The sequence below is a fragment of the Actinomadura harenae genome, from assembly GCF_003696215.1.
Lineage (GTDB): Bacteria > Actinomycetota > Actinomycetes > Streptosporangiales > Streptosporangiaceae > Spirillospora > Spirillospora harenae.
In genome coordinates, this window is record NZ_RFFG01000020.1 from 21,234 (window position 1) to 43,973 (window position 22,740).

The window sequence follows — 22,740 nt, forward strand, 5'->3', positions numbered from 1 at the left end:
CCCGCCGGATGGCCTTTCTCCTCGGCGCCGTGGCCTTCGTCGTGGCGCTGCTGGTGTCGGTCATGCTGCACGAGGGCGGGCACCTGCTGACCGCCAAGCGGTTCGGCATGAAGGCCACCCAGTACTTCGTGGGGTTCGGCCCGACGCTGTGGTCCCGGACGCGCGGCGAGACCGAGTACGGCGTGAAGGCGCTGCCGCTCGGCGGTTTCGTCCGGATCGTCGGCTACACGCCGCTGGAGGAGATCCCGGAGGAGGACCGGGAGCGGGCCTTCTACCGGCAGCCCGCCGGGCGGCGCGCCGTGGTGATCTCGGCGGGCGTGGTGGTGAACTTCGTGTTCGCCTTCCTCCTGCTCGCCGTGACCGCGATGACGGTCGGGGAGTTCCACGCCGGGACGCCGAGCTCCACGGTCGACTCGGTCGGCGCCTGCGTCCCGGCGGGCGCGTCCGCGTCCGCGTCCACGTCCTGCGCGGGGCGCCCGGTGTCGCCCGCGAAGGCCGCCGGGATCCAGGCCGGGGACCGGATCGTGATCTTCAACGGGACGCCGGTCGCCGACTGGACGCAGTTCCGGGACGCGATCGACAGGGCTCGTCCCGGCCAGGTCGTCCCGGTGGTCGTCGAGCGCGGCGGCTCGCGGCTGACCTTCCGGGTCACCCTCGCGGGCGTGGACGGCGCGGCCTTCATCGGCGTCGCGTCCAAGATCGTCGGACGGCACTACGAGCGGCTGGGCCCGGTCGCCGCCCTCGGCTACGCGGGCGAGTCGCTCGGCACGATGCTCAAGGCCGTGGGGCAGGTCGTGGTGAGCCTGCCGCAGGCGGTGCCCAAGCTGTTCTCCCCGGACCGGGCGAGCACTCCCGGCGGCCAGGTCGGCAGTGTGGTCGGGGCCACGGAGGTGTCCGGCCAGATCTTCTCCTCGCACAGCTCGGCCCGCGACAAGACCTTCCTGTTCCTCCAGCTGGTGGTGTCGATCAACGTCTTCCTCGGCGCCCTGAACGTGGTGCCGCTGCTGCCCCTGGACGGCGGGCACCTGGCCGTCGTGGCCTACGAGCGGGTCCGGGCGCGGCTGGCCCGGCGGAAGGGCCTGCCGGACCCCGGCCCGGTCGATATGACCAAGCTCATGCCGATCACGTATCTGGCCGTCCTGATACTGGTGGGGTTCGGGTTGCTCCTGATAGTCGCGGACCTGTTCAACCCCCTCCAGATACCCGGATGACACGGGATAGCTACAAACAGTGACCGACTTCGTCACCCGTCCGCGTCACGTCACCCACCTCAGGCACTTAGGCTTGGGTGGGCGAAAGCGTGAGGGAGTGGGATGAGCGTTTCACTGGGTATTCCGACGATCCGGAGCGGCGACGGAGAGGCTGCCGGGGCGGCCTGGCCGCTCGGCGAACGTCGCAAGTCCCGGCAGATCATGGTCGGCGGCGTGCCGGTGGGCGGCGACGCCCCGGTGTCGGTGCAGTCGATGACCACGACGCTCACGGCCGACGTGAACAGCACGCTCCAGCAGATCGCGGAGCTGACCGCGTCCGGCTGCCAGATCGTCCGCGTGGCCGTCCCGTCGCAGGACGACGCGGAGGCGCTCCCGGCGATCGCGCGCAAGTCCCCGATCCCGGTGATCGCCGACATCCACTTCCAGCCGAAGTACGTGTTCGCGGCGATCGAGGCCGGCTGCGCCGCGGTCCGGGTGAACCCGGGCAACATCAAGAAGTTCGACGACAAGGTCGGCGAGATCGCCCGGGCCGCCAAGGACGCGGGCGTCCCGATCCGGATCGGCGTGAACGCCGGTTCCCTCGACAAGCGCCTCCTGGAGAAGTACGGCAAGGCCACGCCCGAGGCGCTGGTCGAGTCCGCCCTCTGGGAGTGCTCCCTGTTCGAGGAGCACGACTTCCGCGACATCAAGATCTCGGTGAAGCACAACGACCCGGTCGTGATGATCGAGGCGTACCGGCAGCTCGCCGCCGCCTGCGACTACCCGCTCCACCTCGGCGTCACCGAGGCCGGTCCGGCGTTCCAGGGCACGATCAAGTCGTCGGTGGCGTTCGGCGCGCTGCTGGCGCAGGGCATCGGCGACACCATCCGGGTGTCCCTGTCGGCCCCTCCGGTCGAGGAGGTCAAGGTCGGCACGCAGATCCTGGAGTCCCTCGGGCTGAAGCAGCGGGGCCTGGAGATCGTGTCCTGCCCGTCCTGCGGCCGCGCCCAGGTCGACGTGTACACCCTGGCCGAAGAGGTCACCGCCGGGCTGAAGGGCTTCCCCGTCCCGCTGCGCGTCGCCGTCATGGGCTGCGTCGTGAACGGCCCGGGCGAGGCCCGCGAGGCCGACCTCGGCGTGGCGTCCGGCAACGGCAAGGGCCAGATCTTCGTCAAGGGCAAGGTCGTCAAGACCGTCCCGGAGGCGCAGATCGTCGAGACCCTCATCGAGGAGGCGATGCGCATCGCCGAGGAGATGGGCCTCGAGATCGGCGAGGACGGCACGGTGAGCGGCCCCGGAGCCACCGTCACGGTCTCCTGACACGACGGACACACCCGGCCCCTGGGCACACCTGACTCCTGGGCACACCTGGCTCCTGGACACACCTGGCCCCTCCGTCGCCGGAGGGACGCCGAGGCCGCGCCCCCTCGGGTGCACCTCCGCGCGCACGCGAAGCCCCTGGGACATCCCAGGGGCTTTTTCGCGTTCATGGTGATTTTTACCTTCCCCTCATCTAAGCGACAAAAATCACGAAAAGGCAACCATGTAACAACGATCGATGCCTTTGGGGTACCTCCGCGACCTCCGTGATCGCCAAGATTTCGGGCGAATCACCGTGAACCGGACCCGTTGGAGGGTCCGGTGTGGAGGAGTGGTCTGTGAAGAGACTCGTCATCGTGGCAGCGACGGCCGGCCTGGGGGTCACCGCCCTCGGAGCCACCGCCGCTTCGGCCGCCACCGGCTCCGTCGACGCCAACCAGGTGTCCAAGGTCAAGTGGCACGCGTGTTCCACCGACTTCGTCAAGACGGTGGCGGCGAACTACGACCCGATCTTCCCGGTCTCGAAGATCGTGCAGTGCGGTCAGCTCCAGGTTCCGCTGGACTACGCCAAGCCGAACGGCAAGAAGATCAGCCTGTTCGTGACGAAGACCCCGCACAACGGCAAGGGCAAGGCCAAGGGCTCGATCGTCGTCAACCCGGGTGGCCCGGGCGGCGCGGGCGGCATCTTCGGCCCGCGCGTGTTCGCGCAGAACTCCCCGGCGATGCGCGCCGCCTACGACGTCATCGGGTTCGACCCGCGCGGCGTCGGCGACAGCAAGCCGTCCCTGAGCTGCGACACCGCCTACGGCCGTGAGCCGCGTCCGGACTACGGCAACGGCGACGCCAAGTCGGAGAAGATCTGGCTGAAGCGCACCTACGGCTACGACGCCGCGTGCAAGAAGGCCGACAAGATCGGCCTGCTGAAGCACATCCACACGACCGACTCGGCGCGGGACGTCAACTCGATCCGCATCGCCGTCGGCAGCAAGAAGCTCGACTACTACGGCGCCTCCTACGGCACGTACCTGGGCTCGGTCTACGCGACCATGTTCCCGACCAAGGTCGGCCGCATGGTCCTCGACGGCGTCGTCGGCCCGTCCGGCGTCTGGTACCAGGCCAACCTGGACCAGAACGTCGCGTTCAACAAGAACATGGACTACTACTTCGGCTGGGTCGCGAAGTACGACTCCGTGTACCACCTGGGCAAGACCCAGAAGGAGGTTCGCTCCTACTTCTACGGTCTGCGCTCCAAGCTCGCGAAGAAGCCGGTCTACTCGGCCGACAAGAGCGCGGCGGCCAGCTCCGACAGCCTCGTCGACGTGGCCCAGAACGCCGGCTACCGTCGCAGCGCGTCCATGTGGAACATGGTGGCCACCGGCCTGTCCGCCTACAAGAAGGGCGACATCGCCACCTTCGTCGACACCTTCGGTGGCCCGACGTCCGGCCCGGTGGACGACAACGAGTTCGCCGTCTACAACGCCGTCCAGTGCACCGACGTGCAGTGGCCGACGAGCTGGAAGAAGTGGCACAAGGACAACGTCAAGTCGAACAAGATCGCCCCGTTCGGGACCTGGGGCAACGTCTGGTTCAACTCGCCGTGCCTCGGCTGGCCGGCCAAGGCCGCCAAGCCGGTCAACGTCGGCGCGGTCAAGAACCTGCCGAAGAACATCCTGATGTTCCAGGCGACCGACGACGCCGCGACCCCGTACAAGGGCGCGCAGGACATGCAGCGCCGCCTCAAGGGCTCGCACCTGGTCGTCCAGGACGGCGACCGCACGCACTGCATCGTGCACCGCGGTTCGGCGGCGGTGGACGCCTACTTCGACGCGTACTTCCTGAACGGGAAGCTGCCGTCGAAGAGCACCGTGCACGTCCCGCAGCTGGGTGACCCCACCCCGCCCGCCGGGATGCGCAGCGCGGCCGCCACGGGCGCCCTGCTGAACGACGTCCTCAAGTAAGCGACGTCCCCCTGCCGGGCCCCGCCTCCTCGGAGGCGGGGCCCGGTTCCTTTTTGGTCGGCCGAATATCACCTATTCAGCCTCGGTGTCCTGAATCGGCCTGATCTCGATCGGGTCTCGGCGAGGACTCGGTATGGATACAACACAATTTGGCGGCTGACTTCCCATATGTCGCGTTGACGAAGATCGCTCGGTACGTCCATTTCAGGACCCTCCCGCGCGGGGGTCCGAAGGAGGAGTGGTCCGTGAAACGACTCGTCACGGTCGCCGCGGTGACCGGACTCGGGCTCGCCGGGCTCGGCACGGCCGCCGCCGCCGCACAGACGGCGAAGCCGGCGTCGTCGCTCGCCTGGCACGCCTGCTCGGCGGACATCGTCAAGTCGGTGTCGGCGACCGACACCGCCCAGGCGCAGGGCTCCAAGCGCATCAAGTGCGCCGAGCTCAGCGTCCCGCTCGACTACGCCAAGCCGAACGGCACGAAGATCACCCTTGAGGTGACCGTCACGCCGCACACCGGCTCCGGCCCCGCCAAGGGCCAGATGGTCGTCAACCCGGGTGGCCCGGGCAACGGCGGCGCCTACTTCGGCGGCCGCGTGTTCAACCAGAGCAGCAAGGCCATGCAGGACGCCTACGACTTCGTCGGGTTCGACCCGCGCGGCGTCGCGCACAGCGTCCCGGCCATCCAGTGCGACCTGTCGTTCCAGCTCGAGCCGCGGCCCGACTACGGCACGGGCGACGCCAAGTCGGAGAAGGTCTGGCTCGCCAAGACCAAGAAGTACGCCGAGGACTGCGGCAAGGCCGACAAGATCGGCCTGCTCCAGCACGACAAGACCATCGACTCGGCCAAGGACGTCGACTCCATCCGCCGCGCCCTCGGCGACCGGAAGATCGACTACTACGGCGCGTCCTACGGCACCTACCTGGGCCAGGTCTACGCGGCGCTGTTCCCGAACAACGTCGGCCGCATGGCCCTCGACGGCAACATCGGCCCGAGCGGTGTCTGGTACGACGCGAACCTGCAGCAGGACATCTGGTTCGACCGGAACATCGACTACTTCTTCGGCTGGCTGGCCAAGTGGGACAACGTGTACCACCTGGGCACCACGAAGGCCGCGGTCCGCAGCTGGTTCTACGACCTGCGCGCCAAGCTGGCCAAGAACCCGGTCCTCTACAAGGACCCGGCGTCCGGTGAGGTCACGGCGGTCTCGTCCGACTCGCTGACCGACAACATCCAGAACGCGGCGTACCGGCGGCTGCCGAGCTACTGGTTCCCGCCCGCGAACGGCCTGGCCGCCTACAAGAAGGGCGACATGGCCGGCTTCGCGGACGCGTTCGGTGGCCAGACCACCGGCGAGTCCGACGACAACAGCTACTTCGGCTACAACGCCGTCCAGTGCACCGACGTGCAGTGGCCGACGAACTGGGCCAAGTGGCAGCGCGACAACGACAAGATCCAGAAGAAGCACCCGTTCCTGACCTGGGGCAACGTCTGGTTCAACGCGCCGTGCCTGAACTGGCCCGCCAAGGCCGGCACGCCGGTGGACGTCCGCCACGTCAAGAAGCTGCCGTCGAACATCATGATGTTCAACGCCGCCAGCGACGCCGCGACGCCGTACCCGGGCGCGCTGGAGCTGCACCGGGCGCTGAAGGGCTCGCGCATGCTCGTCGAGTCCGACGGCCGTACGCACTGCATCGTGCACCGCGGCAACCCGGCCGTGGACAGCGTGTGGGACACCTACTTCCTGACCGGCCAGCGTCCGTCCGCGGGCCTGACCTTCGTCAAGTCGACCGGTGACCCGACGCCGCCCGCGAACGGCCTCGCCTCGACGTCCGTCAAGGGCCTCGGGCTGGACATCACCAAGTAAGTCGCCGCCGCCGCCGCTGCCGCTGCCGCTGCCGCCGCCTCCGGTGACGGCGCTGTGACCTGCGATTCCGTGGCCCCCGCCGACCCTCGTCGGCGGGGGCCGCCTTCGTTCGGGCGGCGATTCCCGAGGGTCTCGGGCGGCGATTCCCGAGGCTCTCGGATGATTGGCGTGACGTCCGGAGTGCGCAGCGTGTTCCCGCACTTTGATCACAGTTTGATATCTACTCACATCGGGCTCTCCCGTCAGAACCCGAACAAACACCACAATCTGCCTAACTGTTGACGGAGCGATGCCGGGGTCTGCCCCCCAGACGTCCCCACCGAGGGGTGTGGTGCGCCCCGGCCGAGGGGGTTTGGTGAAGAAGCTCCTCCTGATCACGACCGCCGCCGCGCTCGGCGTCGGCGGCGCCGCGACCGCCGCGGTGGCCGACCCGGCCCCGACCGCGCCGAAGGCCGAGGCCGGCGCCTCCAGCGTCGCCTGGGGCTCCTGCCCGGACGACGGCTACGGCGCTTACTACAAGGCGACCAACGCCGAGTGCGGCCAGCTGGAAGTCCCGCTGGACTACGCGAAGCCGAACGGCAAGAAGATCTCGATCGCCGTGACGCGCGTCAAGCACACCGACACCAAGGACTACCGCGGTGTCCTGACCTTCAACCCCGGCGGTCCCGGCGGGGGCGGCCTGGTCTACGGCCCGTACTTCAAGCTGCTGCTGAACAAGCGCGGCTACGCGGCGCTCGCCGCCAAGTACGACCTGATCGGCTTCGACCCGCGCGGTGTCGACCACAGCCAGCCCGCGCTGCGCTGCAACAGCGACTTCCAGAAGCCGGTCCGCCCGGACTACAACCCGGGTTCGCGCAAGGAGGAGGCGGCCTGGCTCGCCAAGTCCAAGCAGTACGCGCAGGACTGCCAGAAGAAGTTCGGCTGGATGCTGCCGCACATGCGCACCACCGACGCCGCCAAGGACCTCGAGCAGATCCGCCGCACGTTCGGCGCCGACCAGAAGCTCAACTACTGGGGCTTCTCCTACGGCACCTACCTGGGCGCGACCTACGAGACGCTGTTCCCGGGCAAGACCGGTCACTTCGTCCTGGACGGCAACGTCAACCCGGACCGCGTCTTCTACGACACCCAGCTCGACCAGGACCGCGCGTTCGAGCGGAACTTCAAGCTGTTCAACGGCTGGATCGCCAAGTGGGACTCCAAGTACCACCTGGGCACCACCGCGCAGGCCGTCGAGGCCAACTACTACAAGGCCCGCGCCGCGGCCGCCAAGGCCCCCATCGGCGGGACCATCGGCCCGGACGAGCTCGACGACATCGTCCAGCAGGCGCCGTACTACACCAGTGAGTACGTCGGCGTCGCGGACGCGCTGTCGGCGTGGATCGTCGGCAAGGACGCGCAGCCGCTCCTGGACCGCCAGGGCGACACGTCCGACGACAACGGATTCGCCGTGTACAACGCGGTCCAGGGCGCGGACGCGCACTGGCCGAAGAACTGGAACAAGTGGCACAACGACGCGGTCAAGCTGGTGAAGCAGGGCTACCGCTTCAACACCTGGCCGAACGTCTGGTTCAACGCGCCGATCTTCTACTGGCCGTTCAACGGCGGACCGAAGCTGAAGGTCAACGCGCACAAGACCGCCACGCCGACGCTGCTGATCCAGTCCACCCTGGACGCCGCGACCCCGTACGACGGCGTGCTCGTCCAGCACCGTGAGCTCAACTCGCGCCTGCTCGTCGAGGTCGGCGGCAAGACCCACGCCAACAGCCTCGGGAACCTCTGCCTGTTCAACAAGGCCGTGTCCTACCTCGACACCGCGTCCGTCCCGGCGGGCTCCCGCGGCGTCGACGACAGCTGCGACGCCAACCCGGCGACCAACGACCCGGACCCGACCGCCGTCGCGGCCAAGTCGCTGACCGCCGTCGCCGGCCTGCCCGAGCTCGCGCTGCCGAAGATCCGCTGACCGCGGACCACGGCGCCGAACACCACGTGACGGCGCGCCCCGCCTCCCCCCGAGGCGGGGCGCGCCCCCTCCCGAAGGACCACTGGATGAAGAAGATCGTCATCGCCGCGGCCGCCGCGGTGGTGGGCGTCGGCGGCACCGCGTCCGCCGCCGTCGCGGCCCCGTCGCAGAGCACGGCCAAGGCCAAGGTCAGCTGGGTCGCGTGCACCGACCCGAGCCTGATCAAGGCCAAGGCCGACTGCGGTTTCGTGACCGTCCCGCTGGACTACGCCAAGCCCAACGGCAAGAAGATCCAGATCGCGATCTCGCGGACGCACCACACCGACACCAAGAACTACCAGGGCATCATGCTCGGCAACCCGGGCGGCCCCGGCGGCTCGGGCTACCTGTACTCCGAGAAGCTGCCCCGCTGGATGGCGGGCACCGGCCAGGCCGCGGCCGCCGCCAAGTACGACTTCGTGGGCTTCGACCCGCGCGGCGTCGGATCCAGCAAGCCGGCGCTGACCTGCGACGCGCACTACGCCAAGCCGCCGCGTCCGGACTACACGCCGACCTCGGCCAAGATCGAGAAGTACTGGCTGGCCAAGTCCAAGAAGTACGCGCAGGACTGCCAGAAGAAGTTCGGCTGGCTGCTGCCGCACATGCGCACCACGGACGTGGCCCGCGACATGGAGAGCATCCGCACCGCCCTCGGCGCCAAGAAGACGAACTACTACGGCTTCTCCTACGGCACCTACCTGGGCGCGACCTACGCGACCATGTTCCCGAAGCGCGTCGGCCGCATGGTGCTGGACGGCAACGTCAACCCGAAGACCGTCTGGTACGGCTCGCAGATCGAGCAGGACAAGGCGTTCGAGCGGAACATCAAGCTCTGGTTCGCGTGGATCGCCAAGTACGACTCGGTCTACCACCTCGGCAAGTCCGGCAAGGCCGTCGAGGCGCTGTACTACAAGACCCGCGCCGCCGCCCTGAAGAAGCCGATCGGCGGCCTCGTCGGCGGTGACGAGCTCGACGACATCGTGCTGTCCGCCGGTTACTACACCTCGGCCTACGAGGACCCGGCCGCGGCCCTGTCCGCGTGGATCGTCAAGAAGGACCCGAAGCCGCTGCTCGACAGCGTCGACCCGGGCGACGACGACAACGGCTTCGCCGTCTACAACGCCGTCCAGGGCGCGGACGCCGCGTGGCCGCGCAGCTGGGCCAAGTGGAAGAGCGACGCCAAGAAGCTCGTCAAGCAGGGCAACCGTTTCAACACCTGGAGCAACGTCTGGTACAACGCCCCGGTGCTGTACTGGCCGTTCAAGGGCGGCCCGGCGCTGAAGATCCAGGGCAAGAAGGGCCTGGGCGGCATCCTGCTCGTCCAGTCCACCCTGGACGCCGCGACCCCGGTCGCGGGCGGCTACGAGATGCACAAGCGCTTCCCGTCCTCGCGTCTGCTGCTGGAGATCGACGGCAAGACCCACGCCAACACGCTCAACGGCAACAAGTGCCTGGACGACAAGGTCGGCAAGTACCTGTCCACCGGGTGGCTGCCGAAGGCCGGCAAGGGCGTGAACGACTCCTGCAAGGCCGACCCGGCGCTGAACGACCCGAACCCGACGCAGCAGCTGCGCTCGGCGGGCGTCCACGCCGGCAAGGACCTCCCGGCCGGCCGTCTCTGACGCTCGGACACCCGTCTCTGACATCCGGGCACGCGTCTCTGACGTCCGGACACCCGTGAGACACGCGGGGCCGCTCCTCCGGGGCGGCCCCGTTTCTCATGCTCTGACCTGCGCGTCCGCCTTCCTGGGCTTCCATGGGTTTCGCCCGGAATCGCGGAAATCGCGGGTCGCGGGACCGGCGGGACCCGGCCGGTAGAACTCCAGGGTGCGCAACCCCATAGTCCACCGCGCGACGGCCGGGGCCGCCGCGGCGGTCGCCGTCCTCGCCGTCCTGTCCGTTCCCGCCGCCGCCCGTGAGGCGGTCGTCTGGCGGCCCTGCCCCAAGAACGACCCCGTCGAGAAGAGCCGCCTGCGCGGCCTGGAATGCGGCACCGTCCGGGTGCCGCTCGACCACGCCCGCCCCCGGGGCGAGAAGATCACCCTCGCGCTGACCCGCGCGCGGCACACCGCGGCCCGGTCGCAGGGGATCGTCCTGCTGAACCGCGGCGGGCCCGGCGCGCACGGCCGCGACATGCCGACCCTGTTCGCCGCCGGGATGCCGCACGGCGTCGCCGCCGCCTACGACTGGATCGGGTTCGACCCGCGCGGCGTCGGGGGCAGCAAGCCCGCGATGATCTGCGACGAGGCCTACCAGGACCCGGGCCGTCCGCGCGCCGACACCACCCCCGCGAACGCCGCGGAGGAGAGCGCCTGGCGCGCCCGCGCCGCGCGGTTCTCGGCCGACTGCGCCCGCCGCTACCCGCGCCTGCTGGCGCACATGGGCACCGCGGACTGGGCGGCCGACCTGGACGACATCCGCGCCGCCCTCGGCCAGCGGAAGATCAACTACATGGGCTACTCGTACGGCACCTACCTGGGCACGGTGTACGCGGCGATGTACCCGAACCGGGTCCGGCGGATGGTGCTGGACAGCGTCGTCCGGCCCAGCGGCGTCTGGTACGACGACAACATCGACCAGGACGTGGCGTTCGAGAAGCGGATCCGCGCGTACTTCGCCTGGATCGCCAAGTACGACTCGGTGTACCACCTCGGCACCGACGAGAAGCAGGTCGCCGCCGCCTACCGGCAGGCCCGCACCGACCTGAAGGCCCACCCGGTGAACGGCCGGATCGGCGCGTCCGAGCTGGACGACCTGTTCCTCGGCGACGGCTACAGCACCATCGGCTGGCCCACCCACGCCAAGGTGCTGTCCGCCTTCCGGAGCGGCGATCCCGCGCCTCTCGGGGCGGCGTGGGAGAAGCCGGGCTTCCTCGACCAGAACGACTATGCGGTCTACAACGCCGTCCAGTGCCGGGACGCCGCGTGGCCGCGCGACTGGAAGAAGTGGCACGACGACAGCGTCCGTCTCTATCGCGCGGGATACACGTTCGAGACCTGGAGTAACACCTGGTACAACGCCCCGTGCGCGACCTGGAGGACGGCGGGCGGGCCGCGGCCGAAGGTCCACGGGCCCGCGAACCTGACGCCCGTCCTGCTCGTCCAGGGCACCGAGGACGCCGCGACCCCGTTCAACGGCGCGCAGGAGACCCACCGGCTGCTGCCGAACTCCCGGCTGCTGGTCCAGGTCGGCGGCGGCATCCACGGCGTCACCCTGAACGGCGACACCTGCGTGGACGGGACCGTCGCCCGCTACTTCGCGTCCGGCGCCCTTCCGAGGAAGAACGCCACCTGCAAGGCCCCGCCGCCGCCCACCCCGGGCGACGCGTCCGCGCGGCACCGGACACCGGTCCGCGTCCAGGCCCCCGGACCGGTGTCCGCACCGGTCGGGGGGAGGATCTAGTCTTGGACACGTGGTGCTGACAACGGTGATGGCGGCCCGATAGCCATGCGGATGCTGGGGGCGTCGCCGGTGCGGGTGCTGGACGACCGGCACCGTGACGAGGCGCTGCGCATCCTGGACGCCGACCCGGTCGCGAACGTGTTCGTCGGCTCGCGCGTCCACGCCGCCGGGCTCGACCCCCGGCGGCTCGGCGCGCAGATGTGGGGCTACCAGCGGGACGGGCGGCTGCTGTCGCTCTGCTACGCGGGGGCGAACCTGATCCCGGTCAACGCCGGCCCGGGCGCCGTGCGCGCGTTCGCCGAACGCGCCCAGGCGCAGGGCCGGCGCTGCTCGTCCATCGTGGGCCCGGTCGCCGCGGTGACCGGGCTCTGGGAGATCCTCGGCCCGTACTGGGGCCCGCCGCGCGCGGTGCGCGGGCTCCAGCCGGTCATGGCGACCTCGCGGGCCCCGGCGGTTCCCGTGGACCCGGGGGTCCGGCGGGTCCTGATGTCCGACTTCGACCTGGTCTACCCGGCCTGTGTGGCGATGTTCACCGAGGAGGTCGGGATCTCGCCGAACTCGGGGGACGGCGGCGTCCTGTACCGGGCCCGGGTCGCCGAGCTGATCCGGTCCGGGCGCGCGTTCGCCCGGATCGAGGGCGGCCGGGTCATGTTCAAGGCCGAGGTCGGCGCCGTCACGCCGCACGCCTGCCAGGTGCAGGGCGTGTGGGTGCCGCCCGACCTGCGCGGCCAGGGGCTGTCGGTGGCGGGCATGGCGGCCCTGGTCAGCGAGTCGCTGCGGTCGATCGCGCCGGTCGTGTCGCTGTACGTCAACGACTACAACGTCCGCGCGCGCGCCGCCTACCGCCGGGTCGGCTTCGCCGAGGTCGGCGAGTTCATGTCGATCCTCTTCTGAACCCGCCCTGTTCTGAACGCCGCGCCGGGCTCAGGCGACGAGCAGCGTCAGCAGGCGGTCGAGTTCGGCCGCCGGGTCGCCGGTGAGGCCCGCGTGGACGGGACCGGGCTGGACGATCGTGCTGCGCGGCGCGGTCAGCCAGCGGAAACGCCCGCCGGGCGACTCCTCGGCGGCCTGCCCCGCGTCCTGCCCGCCCCTGCAGAGCCCGCTGACGGCGGCGAGCGCCGTGCGGACCCCGTCGAGGTCGAGGGACGGGTCGAGGGCGAGCAGGCGCGGCTCGTCCACCCGGGTGGCGCAGCCGAGGTAGTCGAGCGCGCGGCAGTAGACGATCACCCCGACGTTCATGGACTCGCCGCGCTCGATGCGCGGGATCACGCGGAGCGTGGCGTACTCGAACACCTGCTTGCCGGACGCCGTCGCACCCACGTTCGCCTTGCTCGGCCGGACGGCGCTCACGCGGGACCCCCGAGCCAGCCGGGACGCTTCTCGCCGCGCCGCTCCTCGGTGTGGGGGCGCCGGTCGGAGACGTCGAGGGACGGCAGCCAGTCGCGCGGGTCGGCGACCCGCCGGGTCAGGACGCGGACGTAGGCGTCGCGGACGTCGTCCGGCGTGTCGAAGCCGGGTTCGCCCTCGAGCCAGGCGTCCGGGACGAGCGCGGTCAGCTCGCGCAGCAGGTCCGGGGTGATCTTCGGGAGGAACTCGGCCTCGGCCTCCGCCAGGTGCCCGGCGTACGGGGTGAGGACGTGGTCGTCCACGTCGTAGGGGCCCGCGAACAGCCGCTCGGCGTTGGCCCAGGCGTGGTGGAAGATCAGGCTCGCGCCGTGGTCGATCAGCCAGACGTCCTTGTGCCAGACCAGCATGTTGGGGTTGCGCCAGCTGCGGTCGACGTTGCCGATGAACGCGTCGAACCACAGGACGCGGGAGGCGAACCTCCGGTCCGGCGTCCAGCCGATCGGGTCGAAGCCGAGCGAGCCGGGCAGGAAGTCGACCGCGAGGTTCCAGCCGGAGCTGGCCTTGAGGAGGTCCTGGACGTCGGGGTCGGGCTCGTGCCGTCCGATCACCGGGTCGAGGTCGATGACCCGCAGCTCGGGGGTGCGCAGGCCGAGCCGGCGGGCCAGCTCCCCGGCGATCACCTCGGCGACCAGGGCCTTGCGGCCCTGCCCGGCGCCGTGGAACTTCATGACGTAGGTGCCGAGGTCGTCGGCCTCGACGACGCCCGGCAGCGACCCGCCCTCGCGGAGCGGTGTCACGTACCGGATGGCGGTTACGAGCGGCAGCACACACGAAACGCTATCGGACGCGATGATGTGCCCATGACCTTCGTGGACCTCACGCACCCCGTGGAGCGCGGCATGCCGGTGTATCCGGGCGATCCGGAGGTGCGGGCGGAACCCGCCCTGACCGTCGCGGCGGACGGCGCGAACGTGGCGCGGCTGCATCTCGGCTCGCAGTCCGGGACCCACGTGGACGCGCCGTTCCACATCGACGACGCGCTGCCGCGCCTGGCGGACCTGCCGCTGGAGCGGTTCGCGGGCCCGGTGGTGGTCATGGACGCGACGGGGGTCATGGAGACGCCGGGTGCGCCGGGGCGGGCGATCGGCCCCGGCCTGCTGCCGGACGGGTTGCGTCCGGGCGTGGTGCTGCTCGTGCGTACGGGCTGGTCAGGGCGGTGGGGGAGCGAGGAGTACTGGACGTCCCCTCCCTATCTGGCTCCGGAGACGGCCTCGGCGATCATCGCCGCCGGGGTCCGGACGGTCGGGATCGACACGGCGAGCGTGGACCCGGCGGACTCCCTGGACGCGCACCGCGTGCTGCTCGGGGCGTCCGCCGTCGTCTGCGAGAACCTGACCGGGCTGGAGCGGATCACCGGGCCCGCCGAGGTGACGCTGTTCCCGCTGCGGCTGGAGGGGCCGGGCACGGGCGACGGCGCGCCGGTGCGCGCCGTCGCCCGGCTCCTTACGTGAGGATCACATTTTCCGTATGACCTCGTCGGCGAAGCGCTCCATGCTCGCGATCTTGAGGTCGGCGCCGGTGTACCGGGCCTTCTCCTCGTCCGTCGGCATCCACCAGGGCGCGGCGAGCGTGCCGGTGACGCCGCGTTCGCGCCATTTGCGGTAGAGGTCGGCGCTGGGCCGCTTCGCGATCGGGGCGACGATCTGGAGGTCGTCCAGGGCGCGGCCGTGCTCGGCGAGGTGGCCCTTGAGGCGTTCGAGCAGGTCGGAGAGCTCGTCCTCCTTGTAGATGCGGTTGCCGATCCAGCCGTCGCCGACGCGGGCGGCGCGGCGCAGCGCGATGTCGCTGTCCCCGCCGATGAACACCGGGACGGGCGCGGACGGCACGGGCGCGATGCTGAGCGGGCCGTGGTCGAAGAACCGTCCGCGGTGCTCGACCCGGCCGCCCTTCCAGAGCGCGCGGAGCGCCGGGATCATCTCGTCCAGGCGCTTGCCGCGCGTCCGGAAGTCCTGGCCGGTCTGCCGGAACTCGTCCTCGCACCAGCCGACCCCGACGCCGAGGATCGCCCGGTCGCCGGACAGGACGGCCGCGGTCGAGACGGCCTTGGCGACGGTGAACAGGTCGCGTGCCGGGGCGATGTACACGTTCGTGGCGAACCGGACCCGGCGCGTCGCCGCCGCCATCGCCCCGATCGCGACCCACGCGTCCGGCCAGTGCGTGCCCTCGGGGTAGGGCGGCGCGCCGGTCTCGCTGTACGGGTAGGGCGACCCGTAGTCGGCGTGGAAGAGGTGGTCGGAGATCGCGACCACGTCGTAGCCGAGCCGGTCGGCGGCCGTGGCGAGCGGCAGGTACTCGCCGGCGTCCACGAAGGACGCGCCGAGCCAGAACTCCACCGCGTCAGTCCTGGAACTCGGGGATGACCTTGGTGGCGAACAGCTCCAGGTTCCGCTTGACCGTGTCCAGTGGCAGGACGCCCTGCTGGCCCTGCATGAACAGCCCGAACCACTCCAGGTCGGGCATCCGGTCGAGCATCCGCTGGATGCCGCGCTTGACGTCGTCCGGGCCGCCGATCAGCGCCATCTCGACGTCGGCCATGCGCTTGTAGTCGCCCTTCTCGGGCGAGATCGGCTTGTGCTTGTCGTCCTCCTGCGTGCGCAGGACCTCCAGGTAGCCGAACGGGCCGAAGAACGACGCGAAGTCCTTCTGCATGCCCTTGCCGTAGGTGGCGATGGCCTCCTCGCGGGTGTCGGCCATCCCGACGATCTTCAGGATGCCGGTGTGCTCGCCGAGCTTGTAGGCGCGGCCGAGCTTGGCGCACTCCTCCTGGTAGAGCCGGGCCTTCTTGGCGTGCTCGTCCGGGTTCGGGGTGAACATCCAGGGCAGGATGCCCTCCTGCGCGGCGCGGACGACCGAGCGGTCCGACACGGTGAACGGCTGCCACAGCTCGGGGTGCGGGTCCTGGTAGGGCTTGGGGCAGACCGACACCGAGCGGAGCACGCCCTGGTCGTCGATCTCGCCGGGCGCGCCGAACGTCCGGGTCCACTCCTGCGCGGGCCAGCCCTCCAGTCCCTCGAACGGCGCGGGCACCTCGTAGTCGAGGACGTCGCTCTTGTAGCGCAGGCTGTCCTGCTCCCACGCCAGCTTCATGATCTTCAGGACCTCGCCGAAGACGTCGAAGTTGCGGTTGTCGGACTTGGAGCCGTCCGAGCGGGCCGCCGACGCGTGCCAGCGCTGGCCGAGCACGTTCGCCCAGCGCGCCTGGTAGCCGCGGGCGACGCCGAGCCGGAGCCGTCCCTGGGAGAAGTGGTCGAGCAGCGCCACGTCCTCGGCGGCGCGGATCGGGTCCCAGGTGGGCAGGACGAGCCCGAGCGGCGCGAGCAGGATGCGCTCGGTGCGGGCGGCGAGGTCGGTCAGGAACATCAGCGGGTTGACCGAGAACTCGAAGCCCTCCGAGTGGAAGTGGTGCTCGGTCATCATCAGGGCGTCGAAGCCGATCCGGTCGGCGTGCACGGCGATCTCGCGGACCTCGTGCAGCAGCTTCTGGTACGACTCGCGGTCCCGCCCGATCGGCCGCCGGGCCTTGGCGTTCTCCTCGGCGGCCCACCCGGAGCCGGGGATCTGCGGGTTCAGAAAGATCGCGAACTTCACGCGGGCGTCTCCTCAGTGAGCGGGTTCGGTCGGGGCGGAAGCGGCCCGGAGGTCCCCGATCGGGGGGCTTCCGGCCGGGTGGGTGCGGTCGAGGCCGTCCAGCCAGCGGCGGACGACGAGGGTGAACTCGGCCGGGCGCTCGGCGTGCAGCCGGTGGCCGCCGCCGGGCCAGACCTCGGAGCGGGACGCGGGGTGCCGGAGCAGGCCCCGCTCCCAGGCGGACGTGTCGGCCTGGGCGGCCGACCAGCACGACAGGACCGGGCAGGCGCGGCGGGCGAGGTAGGCGTCGCCGTGCGGGCGGAGGCCGAACGCCGCGTCCCCCTCGTACATGGCGGGGAACGCCTCGGCGAGGGCGCGCGGCGCGGTGGCGAGGATCTTGCGGCGGTGCCAGGCGAGCAGCCAGGGCGGCGAGGCGGGGGTGTGGCACCAGTCCTCGTTCGCCAGCGCGGTCGGGTACGGGTCGCCGGAGCGCAGGCCCGCGCACATCGCGGGGAAGGCGGCGGCGACCTCGGGGGACTGGCCGTACGCCGGGTCCACGCAGACCAGGGCGCGGACGCGCCCGGGGTGCTCGACGGCGAGGGCGCTGACGACCATGGCGCCGAGGGAGTGGCCGATCGCGACGACGGGCCCGGCGACGCCGAGGTGGTCGAGCAGCCGGACGAGGTCTCCGGCGAGGTCGCGCGGGGCGTAGCCGCCGGCGGGGGCGGACGACAGGCCGTGGCCGCGCAGGTCGGGGGCGATGACCCGGTACCGCCGGGTGAACGCGGGGAGGTGGAAGACCCAGTCGTCGGAGTCGGCGCCGTAGCCGTGGACGAGCAGCAGCGTGCCGCGCGGCTCCCGTCCCGCGTCGGCGGGCGGGTCGTCGGTGAAGAACAGCCGCACGTCGCCCAGCTCTGCGAACGGCATCGGCCCGACCTCCTCGGATTGACCGAACAAGCGCACGCTACATCAATCGACGGAGGGCAAGCAATCGCTTGGTTGTGGATACAGTGTGACGCGTGTCGCGCCGCCCGCGGCCGCCGGGGCGGGCCCGGCCCGGGGCCGCGCGGGAGGGAACCCGGATGCGCCTCGGGATCACCATGTTCGCCACCGACCGCACGATGCCGCCGCACGAGCTGGCCGTCGCCGCCGAGGAACGCGGCTTCGCCTCGCTCTACCTGCCCGAGCACACCCACATCCCGGTGGCCCGGACGACTCCGCCGCCGACCGGCGACGCCACCCTGCCAGGCGAGTACGGGCGCACCCCGGACCCGCTCGTCGCGCTCTCCGCGGCGGCGGTCCTGACCAGCACGATCACGCTCGGGACCGGCGTGATGCTCGCCGCCCAGCGGGACCCGGTCGTCACCGCGAAGGCCGTCGCGACGCTCGACCGGATCGCGGGCGGACGCGTCGTCCTCGGCGTCGGCTACGGCTGGAACCGTGAGGAGGCCGCCGACCACGGCGTCGACTGGACGACACGACGCGCGCGCGTACGAGAGAACCTGCTCGCGATGCGCGAGCTGTGGACGAAGGACGAGGCCGCGTTCAAGGGCGAGTACGCGTCGTTCGCGCCGAGCTGGTCATGGCCGAAGCCCGTGGCGGGCCGGGTGCCGGTGCTGCTCGGCGGGGCGCCCGGCCCGACGCTGTTCGCGCACGTCGCGGAGTACGGCGACGGCTGGATGCCGATCGGCGGCGCGGGCGTCCGCGAGGCGCTGCCCGCCCTGCGCGCCGCGTGCGAGGCGGCGGGGCGCCCGATGGCGCGGGTCGTCCCGTTCGGGACCGTGCCGACGCCCGGGAAGCTCGCCTACTTCGCGGGCATCGGCGTGGACGAGGTCGTGCTGCGCGTCCCCGGCGGCGGGCGGGACGCCGTGCTGCCCGTCCTGGACCGGTACGCCGCCGAGCACCTGCCCGGCTGACGCGTCCGGTCGGCTAGCGGATCATGCGGAGGCAGAAGAAGGTCGGGAACCGGGACCACTTGCCCTTGCCGCCGGTCACCGCGCCGTAGATCGGGAAGACCCAGCCGCCGAACAGCAGCTCCAGGTAGACCAGGACCAGCGGGATGAGGAACGCGGGCTTCCCGGTGAGGATGGCCGGGACCGCGCAGACCGTGCCGAGCGCCAGCAGGTGGATCAGCATCGTGAGCTGGTAGTTCAGCGCCTGCGCCATGTGGTGCCGGACGAACCGCGAGGTGTTCTTCTTGACCAGGTAGACGACCAGCGGCCCGAGGAAGCCGACGAACAGCATCAGCACGTAGCCGAGGACGACCGCGTTCGTCTCCTGCGACGTCACCATGCCCTGCTGGGCGTACGGGTTCTGCGGGACGCCGGGCGGGCCGTAGCCGTAACGCGGGTCGTAGCCGCCCGGGGCGCCGTACGGCGAGCCGTAAGGGGCGGGGTGCGGCGGCGGGCCGTACATCGGGGTGTCGTCCGACGGTGGCCGGGGTTCGGTCGGCGGCGGGGATCCGGACGGCGGCTGAGATTCGGGCGGTGGCTGGGGTCCGGGCGGCGTTGGCGGGAGCTCGTTCACGATTCTCCAGGTGGACGGGGGTGCCGACCTGGCAATTTACCGTGAACGAGCTCCTCGGACGAGGCGTGACACCGCGCCCGGTCCCTTCGGTGAGCTCAGTCGAAGACGACGACCGAGCGGGCCACCGCGCCGCCGCGCACGTGCGCGACCGCCTCGTTCACCTTCTCCAGCGGGACGCGTTCGCTGACGAGCCCGTCCAGGTTGAGGCGTCCGCGCCGGTACAGGTCGGCGAGGATCGGCAGGTCCCGGGCGGGGGTCGCGTCGCCGCCCTGGGTGCCCATCAGGCGGCGCGAGGCGAACAGCTGCCCGGGCGGGATCCGCAGGTCGTCGCCGGCGGCGGGGGAGCCGACCATGACCGTCGTCCCGCCGGGCTGCGTCGCGGCGAACGCCTTCGCGAGCACCTCGGGGACGCCGGTCACGTCGAACGCGTACTCGGCGCCGCCGCGCACGATCTCGCCCACCTGCTTCGGCAGGTCGTCGGCCAGCAGCGTGTGCGTCGCGCCGAACTCCTCGGCCAGGCGCAGCTTGGACGGGACGACGTCCGCCGCGATGATCATGGTGGCCCCGGCGAGCACCGCGCTCTGGATCACGTTGAGCCCGACGCCGCCGCAGCCGACCACCAGGACGCTCGACCCGGGCTCGACGCGCGCGGTGTTCATGACCGCGCCGTATCCGGTGACGACGCCGCAGGCGGTGAGGGCGAGCAGGTCGAGCGGCGCGTCCTTGGAGACCTTGACGCACATCGCCTCGGTCACGACCGCGCGCTCGGCGAACGCGCCGATCCCGATGTAGGGCCGGACGGTCTCGCCGCCGAGCGACAGGCGGGTCGAGCCGTCCGGGAAGACGCCCATGATGGACGACATCCGGGTCTTGCCCGAGCACAGGTGGGCGTGGCCTCGCGCGCACGCGCGGCAGCGCCCGCACGGGCCGTTCATGGCGATGACCACGTGGTCGCCGGGCCGGACGTTCAGCACGCCCGGCCCGACCTCCTCCACGACGCCCGCGCTCTCGTGGCCGAGGACGCACGGCAGGTGCCGCACGACGGGGCTCTTGCCGTCCAGGGCCTTGATGTCGGACCCGCACACGCCGGAGGCGGCGATCCGCACCGCCACCTCGCCCGCGCGCGGCGCCGCGATGGTCACCTCGGCGATCTCCAAGGGCTCGCCGAACGTCCGCAGCACCGCCGCGCGCATCACCGTCTCCGCCACCGTGGCCTCCCTCGGGATCGGCTGCTCACGGTAGCACCAAGCATTTGCTTGGGAACAGTGCCGGTGGATCGGGCCCGCCGGTCAGCCGAACCAGACCACCAGCCGCACGTTGCCGGGGCCGTGCACGTCCGCCAGCACCTCCATGATCTTCCAGACCGGGTTCCAGACGGTGGTGTCCACGGCGTCCCGGCGGCGCGCGCGGTCGGCCCGGTACACCGTGCTCCCGTCCGTCCACTCCCGCCGCTCGGCCCAGTCGGCGGGGCCGCCCGCGCTCGTCTCGACGTCCACCCGGCCGGTGAAGCCGGTGTCCCACAGGTAGGTGCCGACCAGCTCCAGCGTCCCGTCGTCGCGCCGCCGGTAGTGCCGGACGCGGCTGTCGGGACGCTCGGACGGCTCGTCCCAGTCGATGCCGGCCAGCTCCTGCCAGCCGATCCAGGTGTGCCCCGACAGGCCCTCGCGCTGGGCGCCGCGCGTCTGCGGCGAGACGTCCAGCGGCAGGCCGCGCCCGCTCGCCACCGGACGGAAGCCCAGCCGCTCGTGCACGCCGAAGAGGCATCCGAACGCCGGGTCGGACCGCCCGCCGTACACGTCCCGCAGATCCAGCACGCCGCGCCAGCGGTCGAGCGGGTCGCTGCGCATCCGGCACTCGAAGAATCCGTGAATATCCGTCGTCACGCCAACATCGTCACCTCTGCCGAAGCAAATGGCACGATCCGCGCCGAGACCGTCAGGGATTCGGGCGGGAGCGAGCGGCACGGCGCGCCGTCAGCGGCACGGCGCGCCGTCCGCCTTCTAGAATCGCGTTCTGACAAGGGAGGCGCGCATGACCGGTGTGGGATCGGCCATCGAACGGGCCCGCAGGGGCCGCCGGGCACTGGACGAGGAGCACCTGGCGGCGCTGGCCGCCCTGGCCGACCGGGTCCGCGAGCTGACCGAGGCCGTCGTCCTCACCGACGTGGAGATCGACGAGCTGGCGGCCGTCGGCGAGCAGGTGGAGGCGCTCACCGGGCGCCTCGCCGCCGTCCGCCGGGACGCGCCGCCCGTCGCCCGCTACGGCGGCCACGGCCCCCTCCGCCACGTCACCAACCCGGTCACCGGTCTCGGCAACCCGCTCGCGCCGCCGCTCACGATCGAGTTCACCGAGACGGGCGCGCGCGCCGGATTCACCCTCAACCACGTCTACGAGGGGCCGCCCACCTTCGTCCACGGCGGTATCACCGCGATGATCCTCGACCAGGTGCTCGGCATGGCGGCCGCCTCGAAGGCCGTCCCGGGCGTCACCGCGTCCCTCGAACTCCGGTACCGGCGTCCCACGCCCATCGGCGTTCCGCTCACGGTCGAGGCCGAGGTCACCGGCAGCTCCGGCCGCCGGTCCCACGCCGCGGGCCGCATTCTCGACCCCGAGGGGCTCGTCACCGTCGAGGCGAAGGCGTTGTTCATCGCGCCCCAGCGTTGAGCGAAGCGCCGCGTCAGGAAAAGTGCCGCGTCAGGAAAAGTGCTGTCCGGCGTTGACGTCGATGGTCGCGCCTGTTGTGGCGGCCGCCTGGTCGGACGCCAGGAAGACGATGGCCCGCGCGACGTCCTCCTCGGTGGCGATGCGGCGCAGGGCCATGGCGGCGGTGTCGCGGGCCTGGACGTCTTCGAAGGTGGTGTTCTCGGCCTCCGCGCGGGCGCGCATCCAGTCGTCCAGGACGTCGGACGCGATCCAGCCGGGCGCGACGCAGTTGACGCGGACGCCGGACGGGCCGAGCTCGTCCGCGAGGCAGTGGGACAGCAGGTGGACGGCGGCCTTGCCCGCCGCGTAGTCGCTGCGTCCGGCGTAGCCGCTGCGGGACGACATGGACGTGACGTTGACGATCGAGCCCGTCCCGGCGGCGACCATGTGCGGGGCGATGTGGCGGCAGGCCAGGAGGGTGCCGTAGGCGGCGATCTCGACGGACCTGCGCCACTGGTCGAGGTGGGCATCGTCCATGTCGAGGACGGCGCGGCGGTGCGAGCCGGGGAACGCGGCGTTGACGAGGACGTCGACGCGGCCGAAACGGGCCATGACCGTTTCGGCGAGGCGCCGGGCCTGGGCGGGGTCGGCGATGTCGGTGGGGACGGGCAGGGCGTCGCGGCCTTCGGCGCGCACCTGCCCGGCGATGGTGTCGAGGGTGTCGGCGCTGCGCGCGGCGACGGCGACGTCCGCGCCCTCGCGCGCCATGAGCGCCGCCAGGGTGCGGCCGAGGCCGGGGCCCGCACCGGTGATCACCGCGATCTTGCCGTCCAGCATCATGCCCGTTAACGTACCAAGCG

20 protein-coding genes are annotated in these 22,740 nt (G+C 71.3%); 11 read left to right on the forward strand and 9 right to left on the reverse strand.

The window, feature by feature from the left end:
• Positions 1–8: 8 nt before the first annotated feature.
• The 8 genes from EBO15_RS13560 (at position 9) to EBO15_RS13595 (ending at position 12,631) form a co-directional block, all read left to right on the forward strand.
• Positions 9–1,211 (forward strand): M50 family metallopeptidase, encoded by a 1,203-nt coding sequence (locus tag EBO15_RS13560; protein WP_122194724.1) that lies wholly within the window; start codon positions 9–11, stop codon positions 1,209–1,211.
• Positions 1,212–1,313: 102 nt separating this feature from the next.
• Positions 1,314–2,510: a flavodoxin-dependent (E)-4-hydroxy-3-methylbut-2-enyl-diphosphate synthase gene (gene ispG, locus EBO15_RS13565; RefSeq protein WP_267898404.1), complete on the forward strand. Its 1,197-nt coding sequence runs from the start codon at positions 1,314–1,316 to the stop codon at positions 2,508–2,510.
• Positions 2,511–2,848: 338 nt separating this feature from the next.
• Complete coding sequence (locus EBO15_RS13570; protein ID WP_158628219.1) at positions 2,849–4,468, forward strand: alpha/beta hydrolase; 1,620 nt, start codon at positions 2,849–2,851, stop codon at positions 4,466–4,468.
• Positions 4,469–4,713: 245 nt separating this feature from the next.
• A complete protein-coding gene (locus EBO15_RS13575) occupies positions 4,714–6,333 on the forward strand; it encodes an alpha/beta hydrolase (RefSeq protein ID WP_122194726.1) in 1,620 nt (539 codons plus the stop codon).
• Positions 6,334–6,688: 355 nt separating this feature from the next.
• Positions 6,689–8,296 carry an alpha/beta fold hydrolase gene (locus EBO15_RS13580; RefSeq protein ID WP_233616167.1) on the forward strand — a complete coding sequence of 536 codons (1,608 nt, stop codon included), beginning with the start codon at positions 6,689–6,691 and terminating at the stop codon, positions 8,294–8,296.
• Between the two features lie 86 nt (positions 8,297–8,382).
• Positions 8,383–9,957: an alpha/beta hydrolase gene (locus EBO15_RS13585; protein WP_233616168.1), complete on the forward strand. Its 1,575-nt coding sequence runs from the start codon at positions 8,383–8,385 to the stop codon at positions 9,955–9,957.
• A 205-nt stretch (positions 9,958–10,162) separates the two neighbouring features.
• Positions 10,163–11,737 (forward strand): alpha/beta hydrolase, encoded by a 1,575-nt coding sequence (locus EBO15_RS13590; protein ID WP_233616169.1) that lies wholly within the window; start codon positions 10,163–10,165, stop codon positions 11,735–11,737.
• Between the two features lie 51 nt (positions 11,738–11,788).
• Positions 11,789–12,631 (forward strand): GNAT family N-acetyltransferase, encoded by an 843-nt coding sequence (locus EBO15_RS13595; protein ID WP_122194799.1) that lies wholly within the window; start codon positions 11,789–11,791, stop codon positions 12,629–12,631.
• A 30-nt stretch (positions 12,632–12,661) separates the two neighbouring features.
• Here the strand turns inward: EBO15_RS13595 and EBO15_RS13600 are convergent, their stop codons facing one another.
• A complete protein-coding gene (locus tag EBO15_RS13600; RefSeq protein WP_122194727.1) occupies positions 12,662–13,087 on the reverse strand; it encodes a DUF3037 domain-containing protein in 426 nt (141 codons plus the stop codon).
• On the reverse strand, positions 13,084–13,911 hold the full coding sequence (locus tag EBO15_RS13605; RefSeq protein WP_122194728.1) for a HipA family kinase: 828 nt from the start codon (positions 13,909–13,911) through the stop codon (positions 13,084–13,086). Before EBO15_RS13605 ends, EBO15_RS13600 begins: the two co-directional genes overlap by 4 nt.
• Before the next feature lie 33 nt (positions 13,912–13,944).
• On the opposite strand from EBO15_RS13605, the gene EBO15_RS13610 reads away from it, so the two are divergent.
• Entirely contained in the window at positions 13,945–14,595 is a 651-nt protein-coding gene (locus tag EBO15_RS13610) for a cyclase family protein (protein ID WP_122194729.1), read from the forward strand.
• Positions 14,596–14,598: 3 nt separating this feature from the next.
• Here the strand turns inward: EBO15_RS13610 and EBO15_RS13615 are convergent, their stop codons facing one another.
• From EBO15_RS13615 to EBO15_RS13625, 3 genes are read right to left on the reverse strand one after another with little or no spacing between them, the layout of a single operon-like run.
• Positions 14,599–15,477: a TIGR03619 family F420-dependent LLM class oxidoreductase gene (locus EBO15_RS13615; protein ID WP_122194730.1), complete on the reverse strand. Its 879-nt coding sequence runs from the start codon at positions 15,475–15,477 to the stop codon at positions 14,599–14,601.
• A 4-nt stretch (positions 15,478–15,481) separates the two neighbouring features.
• On the reverse strand, positions 15,482–16,732 hold the full coding sequence (locus EBO15_RS13620; RefSeq protein WP_122194731.1) for an LLM class flavin-dependent oxidoreductase: 1,251 nt from the start codon (positions 16,730–16,732) through the stop codon (positions 15,482–15,484).
• A gap of 12 nt (positions 16,733–16,744) precedes the next feature.
• Positions 16,745–17,638, reverse strand: a complete 894-nt coding sequence (locus EBO15_RS13625) for an alpha/beta fold hydrolase (RefSeq protein ID WP_122194732.1) — start codon at positions 17,636–17,638, stop codon at positions 16,745–16,747.
• A gap of 155 nt (positions 17,639–17,793) precedes the next feature.
• Between EBO15_RS13625 and EBO15_RS13630 the strand changes: the two genes are divergently transcribed.
• The gene (locus tag EBO15_RS13630) at positions 17,794–18,627 is read left to right on the forward strand and encodes an LLM class F420-dependent oxidoreductase (protein WP_122194733.1); all 834 of its coding nucleotides are present in this window, start codon (positions 17,794–17,796) and stop codon (positions 18,625–18,627) included.
• Positions 18,628–18,640: 13 nt separating this feature from the next.
• Here EBO15_RS13630 and EBO15_RS13635 read toward each other — a convergent pair whose 3' ends face one another.
• The 3 genes from EBO15_RS13635 to EBO15_RS13645 all read right to left on the reverse strand — a co-directional run bounded on the left by EBO15_RS13635 (position 18,641) and on the right by EBO15_RS13645 (position 21,120).
• On the reverse strand, positions 18,641–19,126 hold the full coding sequence (locus tag EBO15_RS13635) for a DUF4870 domain-containing protein (RefSeq protein WP_122194734.1): 486 nt from the start codon (positions 19,124–19,126) through the stop codon (positions 18,641–18,643).
• Between the two features lie 206 nt (positions 19,127–19,332).
• Positions 19,333–20,430: an alcohol dehydrogenase catalytic domain-containing protein gene (locus EBO15_RS13640; RefSeq protein WP_122194800.1), complete on the reverse strand. Its 1,098-nt coding sequence runs from the start codon at positions 20,428–20,430 to the stop codon at positions 19,333–19,335.
• Between the two features lie 96 nt (positions 20,431–20,526).
• Positions 20,527–21,120 (reverse strand): hypothetical protein, encoded by a 594-nt coding sequence (locus EBO15_RS13645; RefSeq protein WP_147481485.1) that lies wholly within the window; start codon positions 21,118–21,120, stop codon positions 20,527–20,529.
• 148 nt (positions 21,121–21,268) lie between these two features.
• On the opposite strand from EBO15_RS13645, the gene EBO15_RS13650 reads away from it, so the two are divergent.
• A complete protein-coding gene (locus EBO15_RS13650; protein WP_122194736.1) occupies positions 21,269–21,901 on the forward strand; it encodes a PaaI family thioesterase in 633 nt (210 codons plus the stop codon).
• Between the two features lie 30 nt (positions 21,902–21,931).
• Here EBO15_RS13650 and EBO15_RS13655 read toward each other — a convergent pair whose 3' ends face one another.
• On the reverse strand, positions 21,932–22,720 hold the full coding sequence (locus tag EBO15_RS13655) for an SDR family oxidoreductase (protein ID WP_122194737.1): 789 nt from the start codon (positions 22,718–22,720) through the stop codon (positions 21,932–21,934).
• Positions 22,721–22,740: the final 20 nt, after the last annotated feature.